26 protein-coding genes are annotated in these 20,821 nt (G+C 39.5%); 10 read left to right on the top strand and 16 right to left on the bottom strand.

Annotated features, from left to right (window positions below; genetic code table 11):
* Nucleotides 1-82 precede the first annotated feature (82 nt).
* The 3 genes from rpmG to A7A69_RS03380 all read right to left on the bottom strand — a co-directional run bounded on the left by rpmG (nt 83) and on the right by A7A69_RS03380 (nt 2,102).
* Nucleotides 83-238 carry a 50S ribosomal protein L33 gene (gene rpmG, locus A7A69_RS03390; protein WP_001205031.1) on the bottom strand — a complete coding sequence of 52 codons (156 nt, stop codon included), beginning with the start codon at nt 236-238 and terminating at the stop codon, nt 83-85.
* Between the two features lie 12 nt (nt 239-250).
* Nucleotides 251-487 carry a 50S ribosomal protein L28 gene (rpmB, locus tag A7A69_RS03385; protein ID WP_000048256.1) on the bottom strand — a complete coding sequence of 79 codons (237 nt, stop codon included), beginning with the start codon at nt 485-487 and terminating at the stop codon, nt 251-253.
* 166 nt (nt 488-653) lie between these two features.
* Nucleotides 654-2,102, bottom strand: coding sequence for a coniferyl aldehyde dehydrogenase (locus tag A7A69_RS03380; RefSeq protein ID WP_120369724.1), 1,449 nt, complete (start codon nt 2,100-2,102; stop codon nt 654-656).
* Between the two features lie 121 nt (nt 2,103-2,223).
* On the opposite strand from A7A69_RS03380, the gene A7A69_RS03375 reads away from it, so the two are divergent.
* The 5 genes from A7A69_RS03375 to A7A69_RS03355 all read left to right on the top strand — a co-directional run bounded on the left by A7A69_RS03375 (nt 2,224) and on the right by A7A69_RS03355 (nt 6,049).
* Nucleotides 2,224-2,913, top strand: a complete 690-nt coding sequence (locus A7A69_RS03375) for a TetR/AcrR family transcriptional regulator (RefSeq protein WP_120369723.1) — start codon at nt 2,224-2,226, stop codon at nt 2,911-2,913.
* Nucleotides 2,914-3,031: 118 nt separating this feature from the next.
* Nucleotides 3,032-3,898: a formyltetrahydrofolate deformylase gene (gene purU, locus A7A69_RS03370; RefSeq protein WP_120369722.1), complete on the top strand. Its 867-nt coding sequence runs from the start codon at nt 3,032-3,034 to the stop codon at nt 3,896-3,898.
* A gap of 321 nt (nt 3,899-4,219) precedes the next feature.
* Nucleotides 4,220-5,002: an energy transducer TonB family protein gene (locus tag A7A69_RS03365; protein ID WP_187349159.1), complete on the top strand. Its 783-nt coding sequence runs from the start codon at nt 4,220-4,222 to the stop codon at nt 5,000-5,002.
* 19 nt (nt 5,003-5,021) lie between these two features.
* Nucleotides 5,022-5,645, top strand: a complete 624-nt coding sequence (locus tag A7A69_RS03360; RefSeq protein ID WP_120369720.1) for a MotA/TolQ/ExbB proton channel family protein — start codon at nt 5,022-5,024, stop codon at nt 5,643-5,645.
* A complete protein-coding gene (locus tag A7A69_RS03355) occupies nt 5,645-6,049 on the top strand; it encodes an ExbD/TolR family protein (RefSeq protein WP_120369719.1) in 405 nt (134 codons plus the stop codon). The genes A7A69_RS03360 and A7A69_RS03355 overlap by 1 nt, the downstream gene beginning before the upstream one ends.
* Before the next feature lie 72 nt (nt 6,050-6,121).
* On the opposite strand, the gene msrA is transcribed toward A7A69_RS03355, so the two are convergent.
* From msrA to A7A69_RS03320, 7 genes are all read right to left on the bottom strand, one after another.
* Nucleotides 6,122-6,643 (bottom strand): peptide-methionine (S)-S-oxide reductase MsrA, encoded by a 522-nt coding sequence (gene msrA, locus A7A69_RS03350; RefSeq protein ID WP_120369718.1) that lies wholly within the window; start codon nt 6,641-6,643, stop codon nt 6,122-6,124.
* A gap of 96 nt (nt 6,644-6,739) precedes the next feature.
* A complete protein-coding gene (locus tag A7A69_RS03345; protein WP_120369717.1) occupies nt 6,740-7,222 on the bottom strand; it encodes an META domain-containing protein in 483 nt (160 codons plus the stop codon).
* A gap of 126 nt (nt 7,223-7,348) precedes the next feature.
* Nucleotides 7,349-8,416, bottom strand: a complete 1,068-nt coding sequence (locus A7A69_RS03340) for an Lnb N-terminal periplasmic domain-containing protein (protein ID WP_120369716.1) — start codon at nt 8,414-8,416, stop codon at nt 7,349-7,351.
* Between the two features lie 21 nt (nt 8,417-8,437).
* Nucleotides 8,438-8,947, bottom strand: a complete 510-nt coding sequence (locus A7A69_RS03335) for a dihydrofolate reductase (protein ID WP_152876293.1) — start codon at nt 8,945-8,947, stop codon at nt 8,438-8,440.
* A 17-nt stretch (nt 8,948-8,964) separates the two neighbouring features.
* Entirely contained in the window at nt 8,965-9,807 is an 843-nt protein-coding gene (thyA, locus tag A7A69_RS03330; protein ID WP_152876292.1) for a thymidylate synthase, read from the bottom strand.
* Between the two features lie 109 nt (nt 9,808-9,916).
* Nucleotides 9,917-10,282 (bottom strand): hypothetical protein, encoded by a 366-nt coding sequence (locus A7A69_RS03325; protein ID WP_152876291.1) that lies wholly within the window; start codon nt 10,280-10,282, stop codon nt 9,917-9,919.
* A 1-nt stretch (nt 10,283) separates the two neighbouring features.
* Nucleotides 10,284-10,670, bottom strand: coding sequence for a hypothetical protein (locus A7A69_RS03320; protein WP_120369712.1), 387 nt, complete (start codon nt 10,668-10,670; stop codon nt 10,284-10,286).
* 227 nt (nt 10,671-10,897) lie between these two features.
* Here A7A69_RS03320 and A7A69_RS03315 point away from each other — a divergent pair, with 227 nt between their 5' ends.
* The 3 genes from A7A69_RS03315 to A7A69_RS03305 all read left to right on the top strand — a co-directional run bounded on the left by A7A69_RS03315 (nt 10,898) and on the right by A7A69_RS03305 (nt 13,400).
* A complete protein-coding gene (locus tag A7A69_RS03315; protein WP_152876290.1) occupies nt 10,898-12,112 on the top strand; it encodes an alkane 1-monooxygenase in 1,215 nt (404 codons plus the stop codon).
* Nucleotides 12,113-12,119: 7 nt separating this feature from the next.
* Nucleotides 12,120-12,284: a rubredoxin gene (locus A7A69_RS03310; RefSeq protein WP_151980394.1), complete on the top strand. Its 165-nt coding sequence runs from the start codon at nt 12,120-12,122 to the stop codon at nt 12,282-12,284.
* Between the two features lie 84 nt (nt 12,285-12,368).
* The gene (locus A7A69_RS03305; RefSeq protein ID WP_152876289.1) at nt 12,369-13,400 is read left to right on the top strand and encodes a helix-turn-helix domain-containing protein; all 1,032 of its coding nucleotides are present in this window, start codon (nt 12,369-12,371) and stop codon (nt 13,398-13,400) included.
* Between the two features lie 73 nt (nt 13,401-13,473).
* Here the strand turns inward: A7A69_RS03305 and lgt are convergent, their stop codons facing one another.
* Nucleotides 13,474-14,292 carry a prolipoprotein diacylglyceryl transferase gene (gene lgt, locus A7A69_RS03300; protein ID WP_151980392.1) on the bottom strand — a complete coding sequence of 273 codons (819 nt, stop codon included), beginning with the start codon at nt 14,290-14,292 and terminating at the stop codon, nt 13,474-13,476.
* Between the two features lie 94 nt (nt 14,293-14,386).
* On the opposite strand from lgt, the gene A7A69_RS03295 reads away from it, so the two are divergent.
* Nucleotides 14,387-15,172, top strand: coding sequence for an NRDE family protein (locus A7A69_RS03295; protein ID WP_152876344.1), 786 nt, complete (start codon nt 14,387-14,389; stop codon nt 15,170-15,172).
* Nucleotides 15,173-15,203: 31 nt separating this feature from the next.
* On the opposite strand, the gene A7A69_RS03290 is transcribed toward A7A69_RS03295, so the two are convergent.
* The 4 genes from A7A69_RS03290 to tatA all read right to left on the bottom strand — a co-directional run bounded on the left by A7A69_RS03290 (nt 15,204) and on the right by tatA (nt 18,867).
* Nucleotides 15,204-17,237: a PhoX family protein gene (locus tag A7A69_RS03290; protein WP_152876288.1), complete on the bottom strand. Its 2,034-nt coding sequence runs from the start codon at nt 17,235-17,237 to the stop codon at nt 15,204-15,206.
* Nucleotides 17,238-17,423: 186 nt separating this feature from the next.
* Nucleotides 17,424-18,182: a twin-arginine translocase subunit TatC gene (gene tatC, locus A7A69_RS03285; RefSeq protein WP_120369705.1), complete on the bottom strand. Its 759-nt coding sequence runs from the start codon at nt 18,180-18,182 to the stop codon at nt 17,424-17,426.
* Nucleotides 18,179-18,634 (bottom strand): Sec-independent protein translocase protein TatB, encoded by a 456-nt coding sequence (tatB, locus tag A7A69_RS03280; RefSeq protein ID WP_152876287.1) that lies wholly within the window; start codon nt 18,632-18,634, stop codon nt 18,179-18,181. The genes tatC and tatB overlap by 4 nt, the downstream gene beginning before the upstream one ends.
* 11 nt (nt 18,635-18,645) lie before the next feature.
* Entirely contained in the window at nt 18,646-18,867 is a 222-nt protein-coding gene (gene tatA, locus A7A69_RS03275) for a Sec-independent protein translocase subunit TatA (RefSeq protein WP_120369703.1), read from the bottom strand.
* Between the two features lie 151 nt (nt 18,868-19,018).
* On the opposite strand from tatA, the gene A7A69_RS03270 reads away from it, so the two are divergent.
* Nucleotides 19,019-19,897 (top strand): AEC family transporter, encoded by an 879-nt coding sequence (locus A7A69_RS03270; protein ID WP_187349158.1) that lies wholly within the window; start codon nt 19,019-19,021, stop codon nt 19,895-19,897.
* 272 nt (nt 19,898-20,169) lie between these two features.
* Here the strand turns inward: A7A69_RS03270 and rdgB are convergent, their stop codons facing one another.
* On the bottom strand, nt 20,170-20,802 hold the full coding sequence (rdgB, locus tag A7A69_RS03265; RefSeq protein WP_152876285.1) for an RdgB/HAM1 family non-canonical purine NTP pyrophosphatase: 633 nt from the start codon (nt 20,800-20,802) through the stop codon (nt 20,170-20,172).
* Nucleotides 20,803-20,821 lie beyond the last annotated feature (19 nt).

Here is a 20,821-nt window from a genome sequence, read left to right as displayed (position 1 = left end):
TTATGAAAAGTTTAACAAGCTGGACAAAAGAAATGCAAAAAAAAACGACTTCAAATGAAGCCGTTTTTTTAAGAATCTAAAATTATTTGATTTTAGCTTCTTTGAAAATAACGTGTTGACGGATTTTTGGATCAAATTTTTTGATTTCCATTTTTTCCGGCATAGTACGTTTGTTCTTAGTGGTAGTGTAGAAATAACCAGTACCAGCAGAAGAAACTAGGCGAATCTTGTCACGCATTGCAAGGACTCCTTAGATCTTTTGACCTTGAGCACGAAGATCAGCAACAACCTTTTCAATGCCCAATTTGTCGATAATACGCATACCTTTAGTGGTTAAACGAAGACGTACAAAACGCTTTTCGCTTTCTAACCAAAAACGGTGGTGATGCAGGTTCGGCTCGAACCGGCGCTTGGTTTTGTTGTTGGCGTGTGAGACGTTGTTACCAACGACTGGACGCTTGCCGGTAACTTGGCAAACCTTAGACATGGTGGAACTCCATTGATTTAGCCAACAGCAAATCTGTGGCCAGTCATACAAATAAACGGATTGAATTTATTCAAGGGGCGTTTTATACCAAAAATACGATTAAAAGACAAGCGAATTTGATAAAAACAGGGCATGATTCTGTGTGATAGATCATGCCTTGATCACCCTAGCGTAGAAGTGTTTTATAAAGCAATCGATGAATCGGCTTATTAAACGGTGGTAGGATGTATTTTAAGCTATACAGCTTTGGATTTGACATCATAGACCGTTCATGCGACAGATTGAAAAAACCTTCTGGTCCGTGATATTTACCCATTCCTGAAGCACCAACGCCTCCAAAAGGAAGGTCATCTTGTGCAACATGGGTTAACACGGTATTTTGACCAAAATGTCCCGAATGTGTGCGTTCAGCAAGATAGTCGGCACGTGACTGATCAAAGTCGAAGTAGTATAACGCAAGTGGGCGCGGACGACGATTAATAAACTCAATGACATCTTCAATTTGATCATATTCAAAGATTGGAAGAATTGGACCAAAGATTTCATTCTTCATAATGTCCATTTCTGTAGTCACACCTGTCAGTAAAGTCGGTGCGATTTTACGAACATCATCAAGCTGCTCTTGTTCAGGATTGATTTCAATAATACGTGCGCCTTGTGAGCGTGCATCTTCTAAATAACCTTGCAAGCGATTGTACTGTTTATCATTGATAATCGAGGTGTAATCCTGATTATCATGGAAAGTTGGGTACATGCTTTTCACAATAATTTTAAAGTTTTCAATAAACTCGGCAGCTCGACCTTTTGGTAAAAATAAAAAGTCAGGTGCGACACAGGTCTGACCTGCATTCCAGAGTTTTCCTACAGCTAAACGCTGTGCAGCATCTTTCATATCCATAGATGGATGTACAATTGCGGGAGATTTGCCGCCAAGTTCTAAAATTACAGGAACCAAATTTTCAGCCGCAGCAGCCATCACCGTTTTACCGACATTGGTTGAACCCGTAAAAATCATTTTGTCGAAAGGCAAATGACTAAATGCATCTGAAATAGCACCGCCACCATTAACAACAGCCACTAACTCTTGTGGAAAGGCTTCTGAAAGTGCATTTTCAAGTACTTGACCAAAGTGCGCCGAAGCGCTTGAAATTTTGATCATGGCGTGATTACCCGCTGCTAGCGCACAAATCAATGGGCCAACAGAGAGCAGTAGTGGATAGTTCCACGGTGCAATAATACCAATGACACCTAATGGTTGATATTGAACCCAGACTTTGGCAGGCTGATGGATTAGACTGACATGGCGTTTAGATGGTTTCATCCATTCAGTCAAATGCTTGCTATAATAGCCAATCTGTTCAACACAGGTGAGTAACTCGCCAATTTTGGTTTCACCGATAGAACGGTTACCATAATCACGATTAATTGCATCGGCAATTTGATCCTGATATTTGATTAAAACACGTTTGAGCCGAGCTAAACGATCAATACGATCTTTTGCAGTTGGCACAGGGTAGCGTTGATATGCTAATTTTTGATGTTCCAGTAAGTCTTTTAACTGTTGGTGATCGAATGAATGAGGAGTCATCGACATTTTTTTTGTTTGACTATTCATGACACGCTTCCATAACTAAAATTTGCTCTATATGATATTTTTAGAGTAAATACTCTAAATAGTCAAGCTGGTTTATGTGTCAGCATTTTTACTCTTTGAATTTACATACGGTTATTAAATAATGTCTCTTAGCAAAACACTTAAAACCAAAGATCGTATTTTGCACATTAGCTTGCAATTGTTTAATGAACGTGGTGAACGCTCCGTTACGACGAATCATATCGCAGCTGAATTAGGGATCAGTCCTGGCAATCTGTATTATCACTTTCGTAATAAACAGGAAATTATCAAAGAGTTGGCGGAACAGTACCAACAAGAAACACTGGAGATGCTGGCATTACCAGATGACCGTTTAGTCAATGCCAATGATAAAATTCGCTATTTTCAGGTATTGAGTAATCAACTGTGGGCTTATCGTTTTCTGCATCGTGATGTTTATCATTTAATTGAAAGTAATAACGACTTCAAAAAGATTTATCCACGTTTTGCAGGAAAAGTGATGCAGCAGGGACAAAAAATTTATCAGGCATTTGTCGATGCAGGTCTTATGAAAATGACCAATTCAGAAATTGAAGCGTTGGTCATTAACCTGTGGATTGTTTTGACGAACTGGACCAACTTTCTTTATATGTCTGGGCATATCAGTGATAGTAGTCGTCTTGACGAAAAATGGATTTGGCAAGCTTTGCGTCAGATGGTGTTTTTGGAAGGGCCGTATTTGATGGGGGAAAGCCGTCAAACTTACGAAAGCTTGTTGGAAAGTTTTGGAAGTTCTGAGCTTTTTGCCAGTTTATCATCAAAAATAGAATGATATGTAGTCAGTCTTATTTCGCGTGATGGTCCGCTTAAGGAAACTATTTAGTCTCTGCGGAAAAAGCGCTAGAATACTCGGCTTGTTTTTAAATTGACTTATAAGTGATATTAATCAAATGAACACGACCACCGCCAATACAGCACGTTTACTCATTACTTGTGAAGACAAGCCGGGCATCGTGCAAGCTGTATCGAGCTTTTTGTATCATCAGGGAGCAAATATTACCGCACTTGATCAATACGCAACAGAAGCTCAGGGCGGACGCTATTTTATGCGTGTTGAGTTTGAGTTGGAGCATCTACAAAGCCGTAAAGATACATTGATTCAGACTTTTGCGGCAAACGTCGCTGAGCGCTATAACATGCAATGGCGTCTAGCATTTGTAAATGAGCTAAAAAAGGTCGGAATTTTAGTTTCTAAGGTCGACCATGCTTTGCTTGAGCTATTATGGCGACATGCACGGGGTGGTTTGGCTTGTGAAATTACCAAAGTAGTGTCAAATCACGAAGACTTACGTGAAGCCGTGGAAAACTTTGGTATTCCATTTGAAGTGGTGTCTGTTAACAAAGAAAATAAACGTGAAGCTTATGCCAAAATCGATGAGCTGATGCAAGGTAATGACTTGTTGGTATTGGCGCGTTATATGCAAATTCTGGATGAAGAGTTTGTTCAGCGCTGGGAAATGAAGGTGATTAATATTCATCATTCCTTCTTACCCGCCTTTGTGGGGGCCAATCCTTACAAACAAGCTTATGAAAAAGGTGTCAAACTGATTGGAGCAACGGCGCATTATGTGACTGCTGATCTGGATCAAGGCCCGATCATTGAGCAGGATGTAGAACGTGTTAATCACGATTTTACCGTAGAACAGTTACGCGAACTTGGACAAGATGTTGAACGTAATGTATTGGCGAGAGCGGTAAAATGGCATCTTGAAGATCGTATTATTGTCGATGGCAACAAGACCGTCGTATTCCAGTAAAATTTTAAAGCAGTACACGCGGTAAAGCATATTTAAGGATATGCTTTTTTTAACCGCACTGCTTGTTATGATATAACATATCCATTGTTTCCGATTACAATGCATATTATTTAAGGAATTTTCTATAGTTAAACTTTTGTTTTATACTATTGAAATATATGTAAATTTAATTTTATTGGTTACAAATTAGTAAAATAATGGTTGCAAATGAAAACACTTCTCATTTATTATCGCGTTACTTTAATTGTTTGAACCGATGAACTAAATCGCTCTGATACATATTTTCGGACGTTTGGTTTTCAACAAGGTAATTAGATTCACATGAGTCAATCTCCTGCAATAACTTTGAATTCTACTCCTCCGAATTCTCCTCATCCGATGAAAAAAAAGGTCATCACTGCACTTATTGCGGTTGTGATTGGTCATATGGGAGTGTTATGGGCGGTGAGTCATATTAAAAGTCCTGAACTGAAACCGATTGAGAAACAACCGTTAAACGTTCGTTTCGTTAAAATTCAGGCACCACCTCCATTACCTCCAAAGCCGAAGGCAGAACCTAAGAAGGAAGAGCCAAAACCGAAAAAAGAGGTAAAAGAGGTTAAGGTTGTAGAAAAAGTTGCACCACCACCAAAGAAAGTGGAAAAAGTGCAGCAGGTGAAAAAGGCGGAAACACCTAAAGAAGTGGTTAAAGCAGAACCAAAGGTTGATATGAAACCTTTAACGACCACGACGACAGTCACTGAAAAAGTGGTCGAAAAAGCGAAACCAGCTCCACAACCAGCAGCGGAACCGCAACGCGATCCATCGCCTAAAAGCGTATCGATTGGTGGCTCAGGTGTACAGTGGAGTCGTTCTCCGCGTCCTTCATACACCAATCGGGATTTACAAGGCGAAACCCGAACTGTGGTGATCATGATTGAAGCAGATGAAAGTGGCAAAATTACCAATGCGCGTGTGACGCGTAGTAGTGGTGTTGCTTCACTAGATGACAAGATTTTACGCGCAGTGCGCAGTGCAAAATTCAAACCGTATAAAGAAAATGGTGTGGCTTACCCGATTCGGGCAGAACAACCATTTGAATTAACATTGAATCCTAACGGCTAACATTTTCAGGAGTTCGAGTATGAACTTTTCAGTTTATTGGCAACATGCAGATGCAGTCAGCAAAACATTGTATTTTGTGCTTTTGGTCATGTCGATTGCAACCTGGACGATTTTCATCCTGCGTTTGATGGGAACACGCCAATTAAAACAACAAGCTTATGCTCAACTGACCAAAGCATTATCTAGCTTAAAAGCAAAATTTGTACATCTTCCATTTGATCAGCGTAAAGCTGTAGCTGAACAAGCTTTACTTCGTCAGATCTCTGCCGAAAAATCAAATGCTGAAAAAGGTGTTGCAGTATTAGGTACCATTGCATCAATCGCACCTTTTGTTGGTTTGTTTGGTACGGTATGGGGTATTTTCCATGCTTTAGTTGCGGTTGGTAAAAGTGGTCAGGCAGGTTTGGCTCAGGTTGCAACACCAGTGGGTGAAGCACTGATCATGACAGGTTTGGGCTTGGCTGTTGCGATTCCTGCAGTATTGGCTTACAACATTTGTGTACGTTTTAATCGCGGCTTGGCGCATGATTTACAGGATCAGGCACATAGCTTATTGATTGATACAATGTTGCTACAAGACTCAGTAGAAGCGAAAGCTGATGTGAAAGCGACTTCACAAAGTTATGTTGGAGGTCAAGCTTAATGGCTTTTCAATTGGGTGAAGACCACGACAGTGGCATGAATGAGATGAACCTCATTCCGTTAATTGACATTATGTTGGTATTGATGATCATTTTCCTTGTCACAGCGACGGTCGCCAACCCATCAGTGCCATTAACTTTACCAAAAACAACTGCTGAAATTCAGCCACCACCAGATAAACCAATTACGATTAGTATTAATGCAAATGGTGATATCGCGTGGGGACAAGAAAACATTACGTTGGATGAACTTCAGCGACGTTTTAATGAAGCAGGTCAATCAGCTCAGAAGCCAACTGTACAATTACGTGCAGATAAAGAATCACGTTATGATACTGTGGCGCAAGTCATGTCACGTGCGAGTGAAGCCGGACTCAGTGATATTGCTTTCGTGAGTGAAAACTAGGTTTCCCCTTGAAATTTAAAAAAGTAAAGCAACTCAAATGAGTTGCTTTTTTTATCTCAAAATTTTATTCACTCAGTGTTTTAGTAAATCTTGAAACTTTCCTCTAAGCTTTGACAGCTTGGGCGGGATTGCAAAGTTACAATAGCCCTGCGAAGGATTTTTGGCATAAAAGTTTTGATGATAATCTTCAGCAGGATAAAAGGTTGGTACAGGGCTGAGTTCGGTGACGATATCGATACCTTCCTGTTTTAATTCTGCAATAAATTGCTCAGCTTGCTGTTTCTGGGTTTCATCAAAATAATATATAACGGAGCGATATTGAGTGCCGACATCATTCCCTTGACGATTCAGTGTCGTTGGATCATGTGTTGCAAAGAAAACATTGAGCAATTGCGTATAGCTGATTTGCTGCTCATCAAAATCAATTAAAATCACCTCTGCGTGTTTGGTTTGACCTGTGCACACGGCCTCGTAGCTAGGGTTTGGAATATCTCCACCTGCATAACCACTGACCACTTTGTTGACACCCTGAATCTGCAAGAATACCGCTTCGGTACACCAAAAACAGCCTCCGCCAAATAAAGCTTGTTGCATATATTGATCCCTCTATTTTCATTGCTTATAACTTTAACGCTATAGTGTTACCACAATTTATTCATAAGGTTAAATTTGTAAATTAAAATAATAAATCTATTGATCTGCTTTTTTTAAAGCGATCAAGGTCTGACCATTTTGATCAAACAATACCAGTAGTTGTGAGCTAGCACGGTAACGGGCAACTTTTTCCAGTGCTTGTTGGTATTGTGTGGCTGTAAGGCTATTCGCATCTGTGCACATCATTTTGGTGCTTGCGATTTGACCTAAGTTTAATCTGTCATCTGTTGTGCTAAAACTGCCCATAATCTGATTGCAGCCATCTGAGCCGCTAAAACGTTTAGACCTAGAATCAAATTGGATTTGAGGCATTTTTTCAGAAGGTTGAACCTGAAAGCCATTAATTTCTGTGGCTACCCAGCGTTGAGCATATAATAGGTTTGAATTTTCTGATTGAGCAGGAAGCACTGGGCTAGCAGGCTTTGGTTCTGACTGAACAGGTGTTGAGGTCATGCTTGCACAACCTGTGATGGTAAGAAACGAAATGAAACCTGTTGAAATCATCAACTGCTTGAGCATGAAAATAACCCTAAATAAACTGATCTAAATTGCTAGATATAAGAGCAAAAAAAAACAGTAAAGGCAGTGAAAAAGCGTGAAATTGTGTAGTTAATTTTTAGTATAGCCCCACATTATCTTCATAATCTATTCGGGTTGCTGGTTTGGTTGTGGCAGACCTTCACGGATGACCGCAGAAAAATTGGCGCTAGTTTTGTGTTTAAAGGTTTCATACTCGGCTGCACGTGCATTGATATAAGCCATTTGATACCACTCAGGTACAGTGTAATGATGACTTAACACGTCCAAATCATAAAGATAGTTGGGTAAATAACCTGACGCAATTAAACGATAATCTTTGGGTAGTTCATCTGGATTAATTGCTTGCACCATATCAAAAACCAGAGTGGTGCAATTACTGGTTAAAGTATTGTACCAGCGAGCGTGCTTTTGCAATTCATCTACACTTTTTAGATATTCATTAAATAAGGCTTTGGCTTGCGTATTCGACATTTTAATTGGGAATAGATAGACTTGTTCTTTGCGGATATTACTTCGAGTATAAATAATATCTTTTTCATCTGCTGCGACTAAACTCAGTTCAAATTGTCGGAAGAACCCTCCGATTGCGGAAAAACTTTCATTCTTTTCTTTACGAATTTCAATAGAAAAGGTGAGAGGTTGTTGATCGCTGAAATTAAAACTCACCAAGGTATGTGCGATTTGTGGTCCCATCCAATAGGAGGTCACAATATTGACACCCTCAATTTTATTTAAGTCCAGACGACGGGTTTCCCAATGTGGGGTATAGCTACCATCAGGCTTCCAGTCAAAATTACGAATATTATGTAATGTGATCACATCGCCATCACGTTCATAGGAAAGAATCTTTTCGACTTCAGGGTCCCATTCACGATTTTGTAGTGGCGTAATATTGAAATACCAGAACAGAACACCAATAAACCCAACGATATAAATCAGCATATCGACCCGACGACTGATCAAATGCTGAGTAATGTAGATGCCTAGTATACTTAGAGCAAAAGCAATCCATATGCCAATCAGCACTCGACTGATTAACCAACCAAAAGGTTGTTGAATCCAAAGTGCGAGACACACCCATAAACTTGAAACAATCAAAAATATTGAAAAGGCAGTGAGCACAATTCCTTTACTCAGCGCCATTAAAAATTCTGTTTTTCCAATATTCTGCATAATTCATCTAATCGATCAGTTTTATTTTTGGTAGCTTGCAAACTCAAAGGCAATGCCAGTTTTATCATCGATATGCTGTTCGGAACTCATTTTTTTAAATGATTCAGGAATCGCAGGATAAAAAGTATCCCCCTGAACATCAAGTTCTACATGCGTAAGTTCCAAACGGTCAGCAATATCAAGTGTTTGTTTAAATATCTCACCACCACCAATAATAAACAATGATTTTTTATCAGATTGCTGTAGATCTTGTACCGCGCCCTGTAAGGCAGCTTCTATACTGGCTGCAACTTTGGTTCCTTCAAACTGCCAAGTAGGATCGCGAGTAATCACCCAGTTAATACGATTGGGTAAAGGGCGTCCCATTGATTCCAATGTTTTACGGCCCATAATCACCACGCCGCCTTGTGTAATTTCCTTAAAATGTTTTAAGTCAGCGGAAATATGCCACGGCAAAGCATTGCCTTTACCAATACATTGTTGCTGATCCATAGCCACCACATGTACCACTTCGAGGTTTTGAAATGTCATTTTGATTTTCCTTAACCTTATACTGCAACAGGGGCTTTAATGGCTGGATGTGATTGATAATCTACAATCTCAATATCTTCAAATTGAAAATCAAAGATATCATGAATCTCTGGATTTAATTTTAATTGACATAACGCAAGTGGTTCACGAGTGAGTTGCAATTGTGCTTGCTCAAAATGATTGGCATAAAGATGCGTGTCTCCACCTGTCCAGACAAAATCACCGACACCTAAATCACAAACTTGCGCAATCATATGTGTGAGTAAAGCATAACTGGCAATGTTAAATGGCACGCCTAAAAATACATCGGCACTTCGCTGATAAAGTTGGCAGGAAAGTTTGCCATCCTGAACAAAAAACTGGAACAAAGTATGACAAGGTGGAAGTGCAACCTGACCTGCTTCATTGGGGTTCCAACCAGATACAATCAGACGACGAGAATTTGGATTGGTTTTAATTTCATTGATCAGCCATTGAATTTGATCAAAACCATCGGAGTTATATCGACCATCTGCTTGTTTTGTTGCGCCGAAGTTTCGCCATTGATGACCATACACGGGGCCAAGCTCACCTTCAGGTCGACCAAATCGAGCCGTTTGTTCGGCGGTCGACCACTCATCCCAAATGCTGACTTTATTGTCTTTGAGATATTGGACGTTGGTATCGCCTTTTAAAAACCACAATAGCTCAATCACAATCGAACGGAAATGGACTTTTTTAGTGGTGAGTAAAGGAAAACCTTTAGATAGATCAAAACGCATTTGATGACCAAATACTGAACGTGTTCCTGTTCCTGTGCGGTCACCTTTGTCGCCGCCATTGTCGAGGATGTGTTGTAAAAGGTCTAAATATGCGCGCATGATGCTCTCTGATATGTCGTCATTTTTGGGCGTGTACATAAGTACAAACTAACCCTAAATCTTAGCGGTTTTTCTTGGTAATGAACAGCCAATTAGGCAGAATTGAAGTTTAACGAGGCGCGCGATTTTGATAAATCGAGACCATAAATAAGCCTAAAGCACTAAAGCCGATGACCTGTATTGCCAGCGCCCATTTATGTAATTGAGGCAAAAAAGAAATGAGGCTAATAAGAGCAATAATGGGAAAAACAAAACCAATGATTGAAAACCCTTCTGCATAGGGGTTGTCAGCTTGAATACGCTTTATTTTTTGCTGTAAAAAATGATTGATCATTCCAAGTAACAGACTCATGACAACAAAAAGAGTTGGTAATTTCTCAATGCTTGAACTGATATAGATGATTAAGCATGTAGCAATACAAATACTAAGTTTTATGCCGCGGGTACAACGCTCTGAGTACCAAAAAGCTAACATATTAATGCTCTTTAGGCGGGGTGATTGCGTTCGATTTAAACAGGAATTGTGGCGAAAAGATAAATACAGCGAGTGCCATAAAGGCGATCCCTTGAATGCCCCACCACATCAGATTATTCATGGTTTTCATAAAAAGTAGAGTGAGTAACAGTGCAATCGGAATCCATGTCAATAAACGATAAAGCAATCCAGTTGGATTGTTTTGAGCAAAATATTGCTTGAAGTAGCGGCAGATTAAAAAAATAATGCCTGTTCCAGCAAACATTAAAATAATATCCAAAGGCAAAGGGTGATAACGATACAAGCCAACCGCAATAAGTAAAGTAATAATCAAAATCAAAACTTTTTGAGTACGTGAAATATCGGAACTAAACCAGAATTCAAGCATATTCATTGGATCGTAAATGGAAACCCTGAAAATGTAACATACAAATCAGCAATCAGGGTATTGAAGCCATTATGTAGCAAACGTTATTAAAAAATTGAATGATCAGGAACAAAATAAATATTTAAGATTATGTCTTAAAATGAATGATGAATGTCATAAAATGAATATTGCATAAACAGCGTTATTGGCAAAATTTCTTTATCGAGAATTCAGTCGAGGATAAAGAGATGAATGCTATAACGCAGATTGATCCCGTTCAGCAAGGACAGCCATATAAAGATAAAAAACGTCAGCTATGGCTGTTAGGTGTGGTGATTCCCAATATTGCCAATACTGCTTTTTTAGGTTACCAATTTGGGCCGAAAGCCACACGTAAATTATTTGCATCTTTTGGGCCGTTGGCGTTGCATCTGGTTATTCCTGCATTAGATAAAATTATGGGACAAGATCCAGATAATCCACCTGAAGAAGCAATCGCAGCTTTGGAGCAGGATCCCTATTATGCACGAGTGACCAAACTTTTTATTCCTTTTCAACTGATTGCCAATCTTTATGGAAACTATATTGTCAGTCGGGCATCGACACCGATGGCTGACCGTATTCTATTTGGCCATTTATTGGGTGTGGTCAATGGTGTCGCAATTAATACTGCCCATGAGTTAAGCCATAAACAAGGAAAGCTTGAGCATTATCTTTCTCATCTATGTTTGGCGCCTACGGGGTATAACCATTTTCGGATCGAACATCCGTATGGTCATCATCGTCGGGTTGCTACGCCTGAAGATCCTGCTTCATCACAATTGGGTGAAAGTTTCTGGCAATTTTGGCCGAGAACAGTGGTCGGTAGTTTTAAATCTGCAATCGAAATTGAAACCCGTCGTTTGGAGCGCAAAGGTAAAAAGTTTTGGTCATTCGATAATGAGTTGATTCATGGTTGGGTAATTAGCGCCGCATATCATGCGCTGATGCTTAAACTCTTTGGATCGCGCATTATTCCCACCCAACTTACACAGGCTTTTTGTGGGATTACTTTATTCGAAGCGGTCAACTATATGGAACATTATGGTTTAAAGCGTGAAGATCTGGGAAACGGTCGCTATGCGCGTACTATGCCTGAACATAGCTGGAACAATAATAGTATGTTAAGTAATGTTCTGTTGTATCAGTTGCAGCGCCATTCAGATCATCATGCTTATCCGACACGCAGTTTTCAATCACTGCGCCATTTTGAACATGTTCCACAACTTCCTGCGGGTTACGCCAGTATGGTACTTCCAGCATTAATTCCCCAATGGTGGTTTAAATTAATGGACGAACGAGTCATTCAACATTATGAAGGACAAATTGAACGGCTTAATGTATATCCTAAAGCTCGTAATAGATTGCTTAAAAAATATCAAAATCTTTTCAAAAAAACAGAGCAAACAGATGATATGAGTTGAGGTTGAAATGAAAAAATACCAATGTATTGTTTGTGGCTGGATTTATGATGAGGCGATTGGCTGGCCTGATGAGGGGATTATGGCGGGTACACGTTGGGAAGATATACCTGAACATTGGTCATGTCCAGACTGTGGTGTCAGTAAAGCTGATTTTGAAATGATTGAGATTTAAGTTGAGTCATAGCAGAATCTGAATGCGTTCTGTTCAGATTCTGCGTAGTTTGGGATGATGGGTTTCTCCACCTGTAAATATTATATGATCAATAAAAATATTCCGCTGATTCCTGTGCGTTATTATCTCAGACTGATTGAGTTACTTGTGGCACGTCAAATTTCTATGCAGCCGATTTTTGATGAGCTAGATATTGATGTTCTAAAATTTCAGCAGCAACCAGATTTAAAAGTATCGATTAATCAGGTTGAAAAATTTATTCAATATTGTTTGAGCTTTCCCGAAAATCGAGATTTAGCTTTTGAATTAGGCGCATCTTTACGTTTAAGTTCGCACAGTCTTGTGGGATATGCCATTTTAACCAGTGAAACCTTAGAACATGCGCTGATTTTGGTGACACGTTATTTTAATTTGATTATGCCAAGTTTTAAGGCATCTATTCGTTATGACCATGAACAGCTTGAATTATTAATTGAACCTGATGTCGTGATGGAGCAGCTCACTCTCAATTTTCATATTGAAGCGATTGCGGTGGCATTGCATCACAATATTTGTGAATTGCTTAATGATGAGGTTACAACAAGTTATTCAATTTTTCTCTCGACCTATGAGCCGCTGTATCTCAATCGTTTTCGGCAGTTAAAACAGGTCAAATTTCATTTTAATGCTCTGTTAAAGTCAGGAATAAAAATTGTTTTTACTCAGGAATTGTTAAACTATAAATTACCTTTGGCTGATGACATGACACTAAAAGCGGTTGAAATTAAATGTCAGGAACAGATGAAGGAAATCACGCGTGGACAGGATTTCCCTGAATGGATCAGAATGATGTTGATGAATACTTATCACATACCGACTTTGGCCGAATGCGCTCAGTTATTGCATGTTTCTACTAAAACCTTACAACGTCAGTTAAATAAACAAGAAAAGGATTTTAATCGAATCAAAAAAGAGGTGATATTGTCACGAGCCAAACAACGACTTACACAAAGCAATGTCAGTATTACCGACATCGCTTATGAGTTGGGATATTCATCTTCTTCAAATTTTTCCCGTGCTTTTAAAGCGCTTACCAGCCTGACACCAGAACAGTATCGACTCAAACATAAAGGTTGAACGTTTTCATGAAGCATAAAAAAACGGTCTAGTTCTTGGCTAGACCGAAATTTAATACGCTTGAAAATCTATTTTAACGATTCTTTAGTGGACCCCAATCATAAATTTTTCGTTTATAGGCGTACCAGAGCATCCATAAACCAATTAAAATCATGGGTACTGTCAAGATTTGTCCTTTGGTCATCCAGCCAAATAGAATAAAACCCTGATCTGCATCTGGCTCACGGAAAAATTCCATACTGAATCGAGCTAGACCATAACCGATTAGAAATAGAGCAGAAATAGCCATGCGTGGACGCGGTTTACTGCTAAACCACCAGAGCACTAAAAATAGAATAAGACCTTCACAGACGGCTTGATAAATTTGCGATGGATGACGTACCAGATGCAAGGGATCTGTTGGAAAGATCATACCAAATGGATAATTCGGATCTTGAACTGCACGACCATATAATTCTCCACCGATAAAATTACCAATACGACCGAACATTAAGCCTGTCGGAACACAAGGCGCAATAAAGTCCAGTGTTTCAAACCAAGTTTTTTGGTATTTTCGGCACCAGAGAATCATGGCAAGCATGACCCCGATGAATCCCCCATGAAAACTCATGCCGCCTGTCCAGACCTGAAACAACCAAAGTGGATCAGACAAGAACTTGCCAAACTCATAAAACAGCACATAGCCAATACGCCCACCCAGTACCACGCCAAGCGCTCCATAGAACACAAGATCGGAAACCATGTCGGCTGTCCAGCCATCACGTTGTTTAGCACGATAAGAAGCAAGTCCCCAAGCGCATAAAAAGGCCAAGAGATACATCAGCCCATACCAATGGACTTTCAATGGCCCGAGCGACAGTGCAACAGGGTCAATATTCGGGTAGGTCAGCATTCCTATTCCTTGATTTTTTATCTTCGTGAGATTCTAACGGAATAAAAGAAAAATGTTGTACATTCAATGTGTAAAAGATGACGAGAAAAAAATCATGTGTATTGTCGCATTGGCTTGGCAAGTTTTAGAACAAACGCCGATCTGCTTATTATCAAATCGGGATGAATTTTATGCGCGGCCCACCACACAACTTTACCAATGGTCAAATCTTCCAATTGTAGCAGGACAGGACTTACAGTCAGGTGGCACGTGGATGGGCGTGACTGCTTCAGGGCGTTGGGCGGTTGTCACAAATTTTCGTGATGGTCAGGATAAAAAAACGTATGACACATCGAGAGGTGCATTGGTCGAAGATTTCTTGTTGTCCGATTTAACGCCGATACGTTTTGCAAAACAGCTTGAGCAACGGCAACAACAATATGCAGGTTTTAATTTATTTATGGGAGATCAAGCTCAGGCGGTTTATATGAGTAATCGCGGGGAAGCACCACAAGTATTAGCCAAAGGCGTGTATGTGGTTTCTAATGGTTTAATGTCAGAGCATTGGGAAAAAACCAAGCATTTAAGAACTCGTTTTACTCAAGAATTTCTGCCTATGTTACAAGTCAATGCAAATGAAGATGATTTTGAATATGCTGCATGGGACATTTTGGAAGATGAACGTCAAGTGATTCCTGAGCTTTTACCTAAAACTGGTATTAGTTCAGAAATGGAACAACTTTTATCATCTACATTTATTCAAAGCCCTATATACGGCACACGTTGTTCTAATTTTTTAAGCATGAAAAATCAACAATGGAATTGGCTGGAAAAAACACAGTGGGGCGATTTAAAAGATCAAATCATAGATTTGAATATTCCCTTAAACCAACAAAGCTGACCGAAGTCAGCTTTGTTTGAAATCACTGAAATTATTTTTTAACAACAGAAGGTGCAATTGGATCTGCGGTAATGTAACCCACTGATGCAGCAAAGCCATTGTTATAGTTTTTATTGATGGCATCAGTCAGCACTTTTTGGTCATTTTCACTTAAACCAGTACGTACGCCTGTTTTGCTATCTACTTTATAGAAACGATCCCATTCGTCACCCGCATGCTGGAAGTTACTCATGATATACGTCCAGCCATTGACGTTATCTACCGCATGTAAACCTGTTGACTCGGCGCCTGCTGGTGCTGAAAGTAATCGAATCAACTGTTTACTATCGACATTATATGCCCATAAGAAGTTATTGATGTGATTACCACTGTCTTCACCAATAAACAGCGTACGCAATGTTTCTGAATATTTGAGGTTATCTGGGCTTGCGATATTGTTTGGATCGGCTGTATTACCTAGACTATCGATGCTTGTATCACTGCCAACAATCAGCATATGGCTTTGTTTTGCTGCCCAGTCACTATTGATGGCTGCACCAGTACTATCCACTTGACCTGATGCGAGATCATGCGCCAATACACCGCCAGCTTTGATGGTTTTGCTAAAGGATACGTTATTGCTTTCAACCCATCCAGAAGCTCCTTTCACCATAGAGTCCTGAATGTTGGCCAGTGCAGAATAACCAACTTTGTCCTTGATATTTACTGTTGTGCCTTCCATTTTGGTAAAGGCCATACTTGCGCCTTTAAGTGCAGCATAACGATGTGTTTCAAGGAAAGCAGCAGCAAGTTGAATTTCTGCATCCGTAAAGCCGTTGTTGGCAGTTTTGAGTTTGATCCAAAGTTTTTTCTTGGCAAGTACAATCTGGGTATAACTTGCATCATTTGGATCAGTTGTTAAACTTTCCATAATGTTTTCGGGTTTAATACCACGAACATTGACAAGATCTTCAATCGTTTTACTGTTGGTTGATCCCAGTTTAATCCACTGAATACGCGCTGTTGTCGATTCGGTTAATACATCCAGATATTTGGCAACATAGAGTGTTCCCGCAGATAAATCTTTTTCTTTATCTGCCACGAACATAAAGAAACCGCCATTGGTATAGTCATCGCCCATAATCGCAGTACGATTATCTGGCATCACTTGAATCAATTCATGTGAAATACGACCTAAACAGAAATGTTTTTTTGCTGTACCTGAACCGTCTTTATTCACCACAATTTCTGGTAAGTGGCCATAGTTATAAGGATTTGCTTTTGAGGCATCGCCAAAATAGTATGTCCCGATACCATCCGCACTTGGGCCACCAATACCTTGTTTAAATGCATCTGGTTCATATTCTTCGCTAGAAAGGTGTGTATTCCACGGAGAAAGACTAGCACCACAGGTAATCCATAAGCCATGAACTTTGGACATATCCACGTTAAAATATTTTTTAAGCGTTAAATGACCTGTTTTTTGATCTTGATCAAGCGTCAAAATAGCGATAGGCGATGGCAGTTGACCGTACATGCTGGTTCCTGCCAAATTTTTAGTCGTGTATTCAAATTGAACAACATGGAACACAGGATTGGTAACGCCCGCAACAGAAGCCCCTTCAATTTGGATCAAAGATGAACCATCTGGACAGTCAGAGAAGAATTGGCGCTCTGAACCTGCAACAGACGTATCTTTGATTGGGTTACCATTGACATCAAAATAACCACCAGCAACGATCGTACCGCCATTTAAGGCAGGAACGCTTTCACCTGTTTTAAAAAATGAGCTGTATCCAAGTTGATAGTCTGTTTTTGAACCATCATCCCAAGAGATACTTAATTTTGAACCGACAGATGTGGTTGCCATTGCTGCTGGATCAGCCAATGTCGGTGCTGTCATTGGAGTAAAAGTTGCATTTTTAAAATTGGCTGGTTTAATTGGTGTAGTCGCCGTGTCATTATCGCTATCGTTGCAGCCTGCAAGAGTTGCAGCTGTTGCCATCGCCCCAAGTGGCAAGAAAGGAATTCCGCTAAACCATTTAAGTAAATCACGACGGGTAGGATGATTGCTTGCCGATGTCATAATAAATCCATAACGTTTGTGGGTATATTTGTGGCATTGATTCTAGGCAAGTTACATGACATTTTTCTTACGATTTAAAGTCAATTTAAAGACATTATTATTTTAAAATCAAATAAATAGTTCATAATGAAAAAGCCTGAATATGTGAATATTCAAGCTCGCAATAGGGTTTCGTATTTGGTCATTTTAGTTTGCTGGTTTTTCTAGTAGTTTCCCAAAAAACAATCCCATCTCAAATAATAGCCACATCGGGACAGCAAGCATCACCATTGAAATGGCATCAGGTGGGGTAATAAACATAGAAACAAAGAAACAGCCGACAATAATAAAACGTCGTTTCTCGGCCAGACTTTTTGTCGTTACGACACCAATTAAAATCAGCAATAAAGTGATGATTGGAATTTCAAAAGTAAAGCCAAAGACCAGAAATAGTTTAAGACAGAACTCAAGATAACTATTGATATCAGTCATTGGTGCAACTGTTTCAGGTGAAACGCTAATGAAAAAATGCAAGATCGCAGGCAGGGTGATGAAATAAGCAAAGGCAATGCCTGCAAAAAATAAAACAATGCTACCGACTAACAACGGTAAAGCTAAATAACGTTCTCTGGCATAAAGTGCAGGTTTAACAAATGACCATAATTGATAAAGAATAAAAGGCATAGCCAGTACAATTGCCACAAACAGATTCAGTTTGAATGGTGCCATAAAGGTTGCTGTAACGTCCGTTGCAATCATGGATGATGATGCAGGTAATTGCGTGCGTAACGGTTCAGACAGCCATTGATAAGTATAATTACGAAAAGGAAGTAGGCAAAAAAATAAAAATAGCGTTACCCCAACAATTTTAAACAGATGTTTGCGTAACACCATCAAATGATTGGTCAGCGGCATTTGTTGTAATGTTTCGGCTGTATTTAGGGTGTTTGAGGGTAGCTGATTCATACGGCAATCTTCAGTTCAATAGGAGAAGTCGGTTGCAGGGTAGCTTCTTGATGGGCGCATTCATTCATTTTTTGATGTCGCTGCCATGTATTAAACGGAACATAATTTGCGGTTGAAATAAATGAATACACTCGAACAATTTTTTGTGTTTCCTGATGATTTTGAGGAGTTTGTTCTAATTCGGAAAGTTTTCTCTTTTCTATTTCTTCCAGTTGAGATTGTACTTTGCGTTCGAGTGCTTCAATTCGATTTAACTCATCCTGCATTTCTTTGCGGAATTCAGAAATTTTGAGTTCACGATCAATTTCATTTTGAATATTGCTGATATGACGCTTAATTCTGGCATACCAACGCCCTGCAAAACGTGCCGCTTCAGGCAATTTGTCAGGCCCTAAAACCAGAATTGCAATGACTGCAAAACACAGGATTTCTGTCATTCCAACATTCAGCATAACCCTGTTCCTTAACCTTTGACAGAGGAGGCAGGTTCAGTCGTTTTTACATCTGCATCAATGGTTTTAGGTTGATTAAGCGCAGCCTTTTCTTCGTCTTCACGAATTGATTTTTTAAAGTCTTTAACCGCACCGCCTACGTCTTTACCCAGATTTTTGAGTTTAGATGTACCAAATAAAAGTACAACAACGATTAAGAAAATGACTACATGCCAAATCGATAAGCCTGCCATTTTTATATCCTCCAAAAGTTTGTGGATATTTCAACAGTATGCAATGACAGGAAGGTGACAGAAATATTTCATTTTTAAGACAATTTATGGTTTGTGATAGAATAATGTTAGTATGGAATCCGATCATTGCATCTGCATTTCAGGGTTTCTTGTGAATTTAGCTCTCCCTCTTATTGCCTTTCTTATTGGACTATTTCTGGCTCAGACTAGATGTTCTGAGCGCATAAAACCATTCCTTGCGACCTTACTTGCCCGTGTCTTTATTCCGATTGTAATTATTTACAATATGGTGTTTTATCAGGCTGGTAGTTTAAGTTTGATGCTCTTTAGTTTTTTCTCTGCAGTTTTGCTATATGCGCTTTTTATGCAATTCTTTAAAGATCGTTTAGGCGCATTATGTTTTAGCTACGTCAATATGGCATGGTTGGGCTTTCCATTTGCAATTGCTTTATTTGGCTCTCAGATTAGCTCTGCTATGGTTGCCTTATATATTGGCGGGTCTATTTTTGGCAATATCTGGGCCGTTACTGCGGTATCTTTAGAGCCACAGCCAAAATCGGTCATTATAAAAAAAGTGATGCAATCCCCACCTTTTGTTGCTTTGGTTCTAGCTGGATTATTTAGGCTGATGGGGCTGCAAAATATCCAAGAAACTTATTGGTTTGATCACATTTATAGTGTAAGTAAGATTGGAATGACTTTTGCGGGAATGTGTGTATTGGGCATGTGGTTACGCCGAACCAAAGTCAATATGGATGACTTAAAACGGAGTAGCATGATTTTGGGGCTTAAAATCATTTGTGGTATAGCATTGTGTAGTCTTGCTTATTTTTATCTGCCGATTCCACATGTTCAGCAATATATCGGTGTCATGTTTTTATTGTTTTGTTTACCGCCTGCGGCAAATATTGTGGCACTGGAAACCCATTATCAGGGGACTGGAATTTCAGCGAAGTATATTGCGTCGGGTACGATTGTCAGTTGTGTGGTGATTGCAGTTTATGGGATGTTGCTGCATTTTTATTTTTAAGTCTAAATGGTCGAAGCGCAATAGAATTTAATCTATTAAGTCTTTATTTCAAAAGAGTGTCTTATCATTAATAATGTTTGAAAATAGATCAAACCTACTTTTGTTTTGGCAAAAGTAGGCAAAACCATTGTCGTTCGCAAAACTCGTTATCTTGCACTACATAATAATATATCGCAGAAACAATATATTGCAGATTATGGTTTGTCTCGAACAGTTGCGAACGACGTTTTCGCGTATCTAATGTTGTATAAATACTTTATTCATTTTTTAATTCATGATCTAGTCATCAAACTCTCACGAAAGCGTTGCATCGCCTGTCCTCGATGGCTAATCTTATTTTTTTCTTCTTTGCTCATTTCAGCACTACTGATGCCAAGTTCAGGTAGCCAGAATAAAGGATCATAACCAAAACCATGTTCGCCGCGCGCTACTTCTAAAATTTCGCCGTGCCAAAAGCCCTGAAAGATTTGCGGGAGCGGATCTTCTGAATGTTCGACCAACGCTAGTATGCAGACAAACATGCCTTCAATGACTTGTCCTGAGCGACGGAAAGGTTTCAAATCATCAAGTAATTTTTCATTATTGGCCGTGTCATTGCCATGATCACCTGCATAACGTGCTGAGTAGATACCCGGTGCGCCGTCTAATACAGGAACACAAATTCCAGAATCATCTGCAATGGCAGGTTTTCCTGAAATTTTAGCGGCATGACGTGCTTTAATAATGGCATTTTCAATGAAGCTCAGTCCATCTTCAATCGCATCTGGAATGTCCAGTTGCCCTTGCGGAATGACATCAATAGGAAGTTTAAGCTCTGCAAAGAGTTTTTCAAATTCGGTAATTTTACCTTTGTTGTTACTGGCTAAAACTAAAGTACCTTGAGAGAGCCAATGCGGTGCAGACATAATCAAAACCTGAATAAAA

The organism is Acinetobacter guerrae (assembly GCF_009372255.1).
In the GTDB taxonomy this organism is placed as follows: domain Bacteria; phylum Pseudomonadota; class Gammaproteobacteria; order Pseudomonadales; family Moraxellaceae; genus Acinetobacter; species Acinetobacter guerrae.
Note: the sequence above shows the minus strand (reverse complement) of the source record. Positions and strands in the feature narration are given on the sequence as shown.

Bases quoted from the DNA above. Each gene is read 5' to 3' on its own strand.
- tatA (WP_120369703.1), bottom strand. From the start codon at position 18,867: ATGGCAGGCTTATCGATTTGGCATGTAGTCATTTTCTTAATCGTTGTT.
- rpmB (WP_000048256.1), bottom strand. From the start codon at position 487: ATGTCTAAGGTTTGCCAAGTTACCGGCAAGCGTCCAGTCGTTGGTAAC.
- lgt (WP_151980392.1), bottom strand. From the start codon at position 14,292: ATGCTGACCTACCCGAATATTGACCCTGTTGCACTGTCGCTCGGGCCA.
- A7A69_RS03310 (WP_151980394.1), top strand. From the start codon at position 12,120: ATGAAAAAATACCAATGTATTGTTTGTGGCTGGATTTATGATGAGGCG.
- msrA (WP_120369718.1), bottom strand. From the start codon at position 6,643: ATGCAACAAGCTTTATTTGGCGGAGGCTGTTTTTGGTGTACCGAAGCG.
- A7A69_RS03375 (WP_120369723.1), top strand. From the start codon at position 2,224: ATGTCTCTTAGCAAAACACTTAAAACCAAAGATCGTATTTTGCACATT.
- A7A69_RS03335 (WP_152876293.1), bottom strand. From the start codon at position 8,947: ATGACATTTCAAAACCTCGAAGTGGTACATGTGGTGGCTATGGATCAG.
- A7A69_RS03295 (WP_152876344.1), top strand. From the start codon at position 14,387: ATGTGTATTGTCGCATTGGCTTGGCAAGTTTTAGAACAAACGCCGATC.
- purU (WP_120369722.1), top strand. From the start codon at position 3,032: ATGAACACGACCACCGCCAATACAGCACGTTTACTCATTACTTGTGAA.
- A7A69_RS03365 (WP_187349159.1), top strand. From the start codon at position 4,220: ATGAGTCAATCTCCTGCAATAACTTTGAATTCTACTCCTCCGAATTCT.
- A7A69_RS03360 (WP_120369720.1), top strand. From the start codon at position 5,022: ATGAACTTTTCAGTTTATTGGCAACATGCAGATGCAGTCAGCAAAACA.
- A7A69_RS03355 (WP_120369719.1), top strand. From the start codon at position 5,645: ATGGCTTTTCAATTGGGTGAAGACCACGACAGTGGCATGAATGAGATG.
- A7A69_RS03345 (WP_120369717.1), bottom strand. From the start codon at position 7,222: ATGCTCAAGCAGTTGATGATTTCAACAGGTTTCATTTCGTTTCTTACC.
- thyA (WP_152876292.1), bottom strand. From the start codon at position 9,807: ATGCGCGCATATTTAGACCTTTTACAACACATCCTCGACAATGGCGGC.
- A7A69_RS03325 (WP_152876291.1), bottom strand. From the start codon at position 10,282: ATGTTAGCTTTTTGGTACTCAGAGCGTTGTACCCGCGGCATAAAACTT.
- tatC (WP_120369705.1), bottom strand. From the start codon at position 18,182: ATGAATCAGCTACCCTCAAACACCCTAAATACAGCCGAAACATTACAA.
- A7A69_RS03320 (WP_120369712.1), bottom strand. From the start codon at position 10,670: ATGCTTGAATTCTGGTTTAGTTCCGATATTTCACGTACTCAAAAAGTT.
- rdgB (WP_152876285.1), bottom strand. From the start codon at position 20,802: ATGTCTGCACCGCATTGGCTCTCTCAAGGTACTTTAGTTTTAGCCAGT.
- A7A69_RS03380 (WP_120369724.1), bottom strand. From the start codon at position 2,102: ATGAATAGTCAAACAAAAAAAATGTCGATGACTCCTCATTCATTCGAT.
- A7A69_RS03290 (WP_152876288.1), bottom strand. From the start codon at position 17,237: ATGACATCGGCAAGCAATCATCCTACCCGTCGTGATTTACTTAAATGG.
- A7A69_RS03305 (WP_152876289.1), top strand. From the start codon at position 12,369: ATGATCAATAAAAATATTCCGCTGATTCCTGTGCGTTATTATCTCAGA.
- tatB (WP_152876287.1), bottom strand. From the start codon at position 18,634: ATGCTGAATGTTGGAATGACAGAAATCCTGTGTTTTGCAGTCATTGCA.
- A7A69_RS03315 (WP_152876290.1), top strand. From the start codon at position 10,898: ATGAATGCTATAACGCAGATTGATCCCGTTCAGCAAGGACAGCCATAT.
- rpmG (WP_001205031.1), bottom strand. From the start codon at position 238: ATGCGTGACAAGATTCGCCTAGTTTCTTCTGCTGGTACTGGTTATTTC.
- A7A69_RS03340 (WP_120369716.1), bottom strand. From the start codon at position 8,416: ATGCAGAATATTGGAAAAACAGAATTTTTAATGGCGCTGAGTAAAGGA.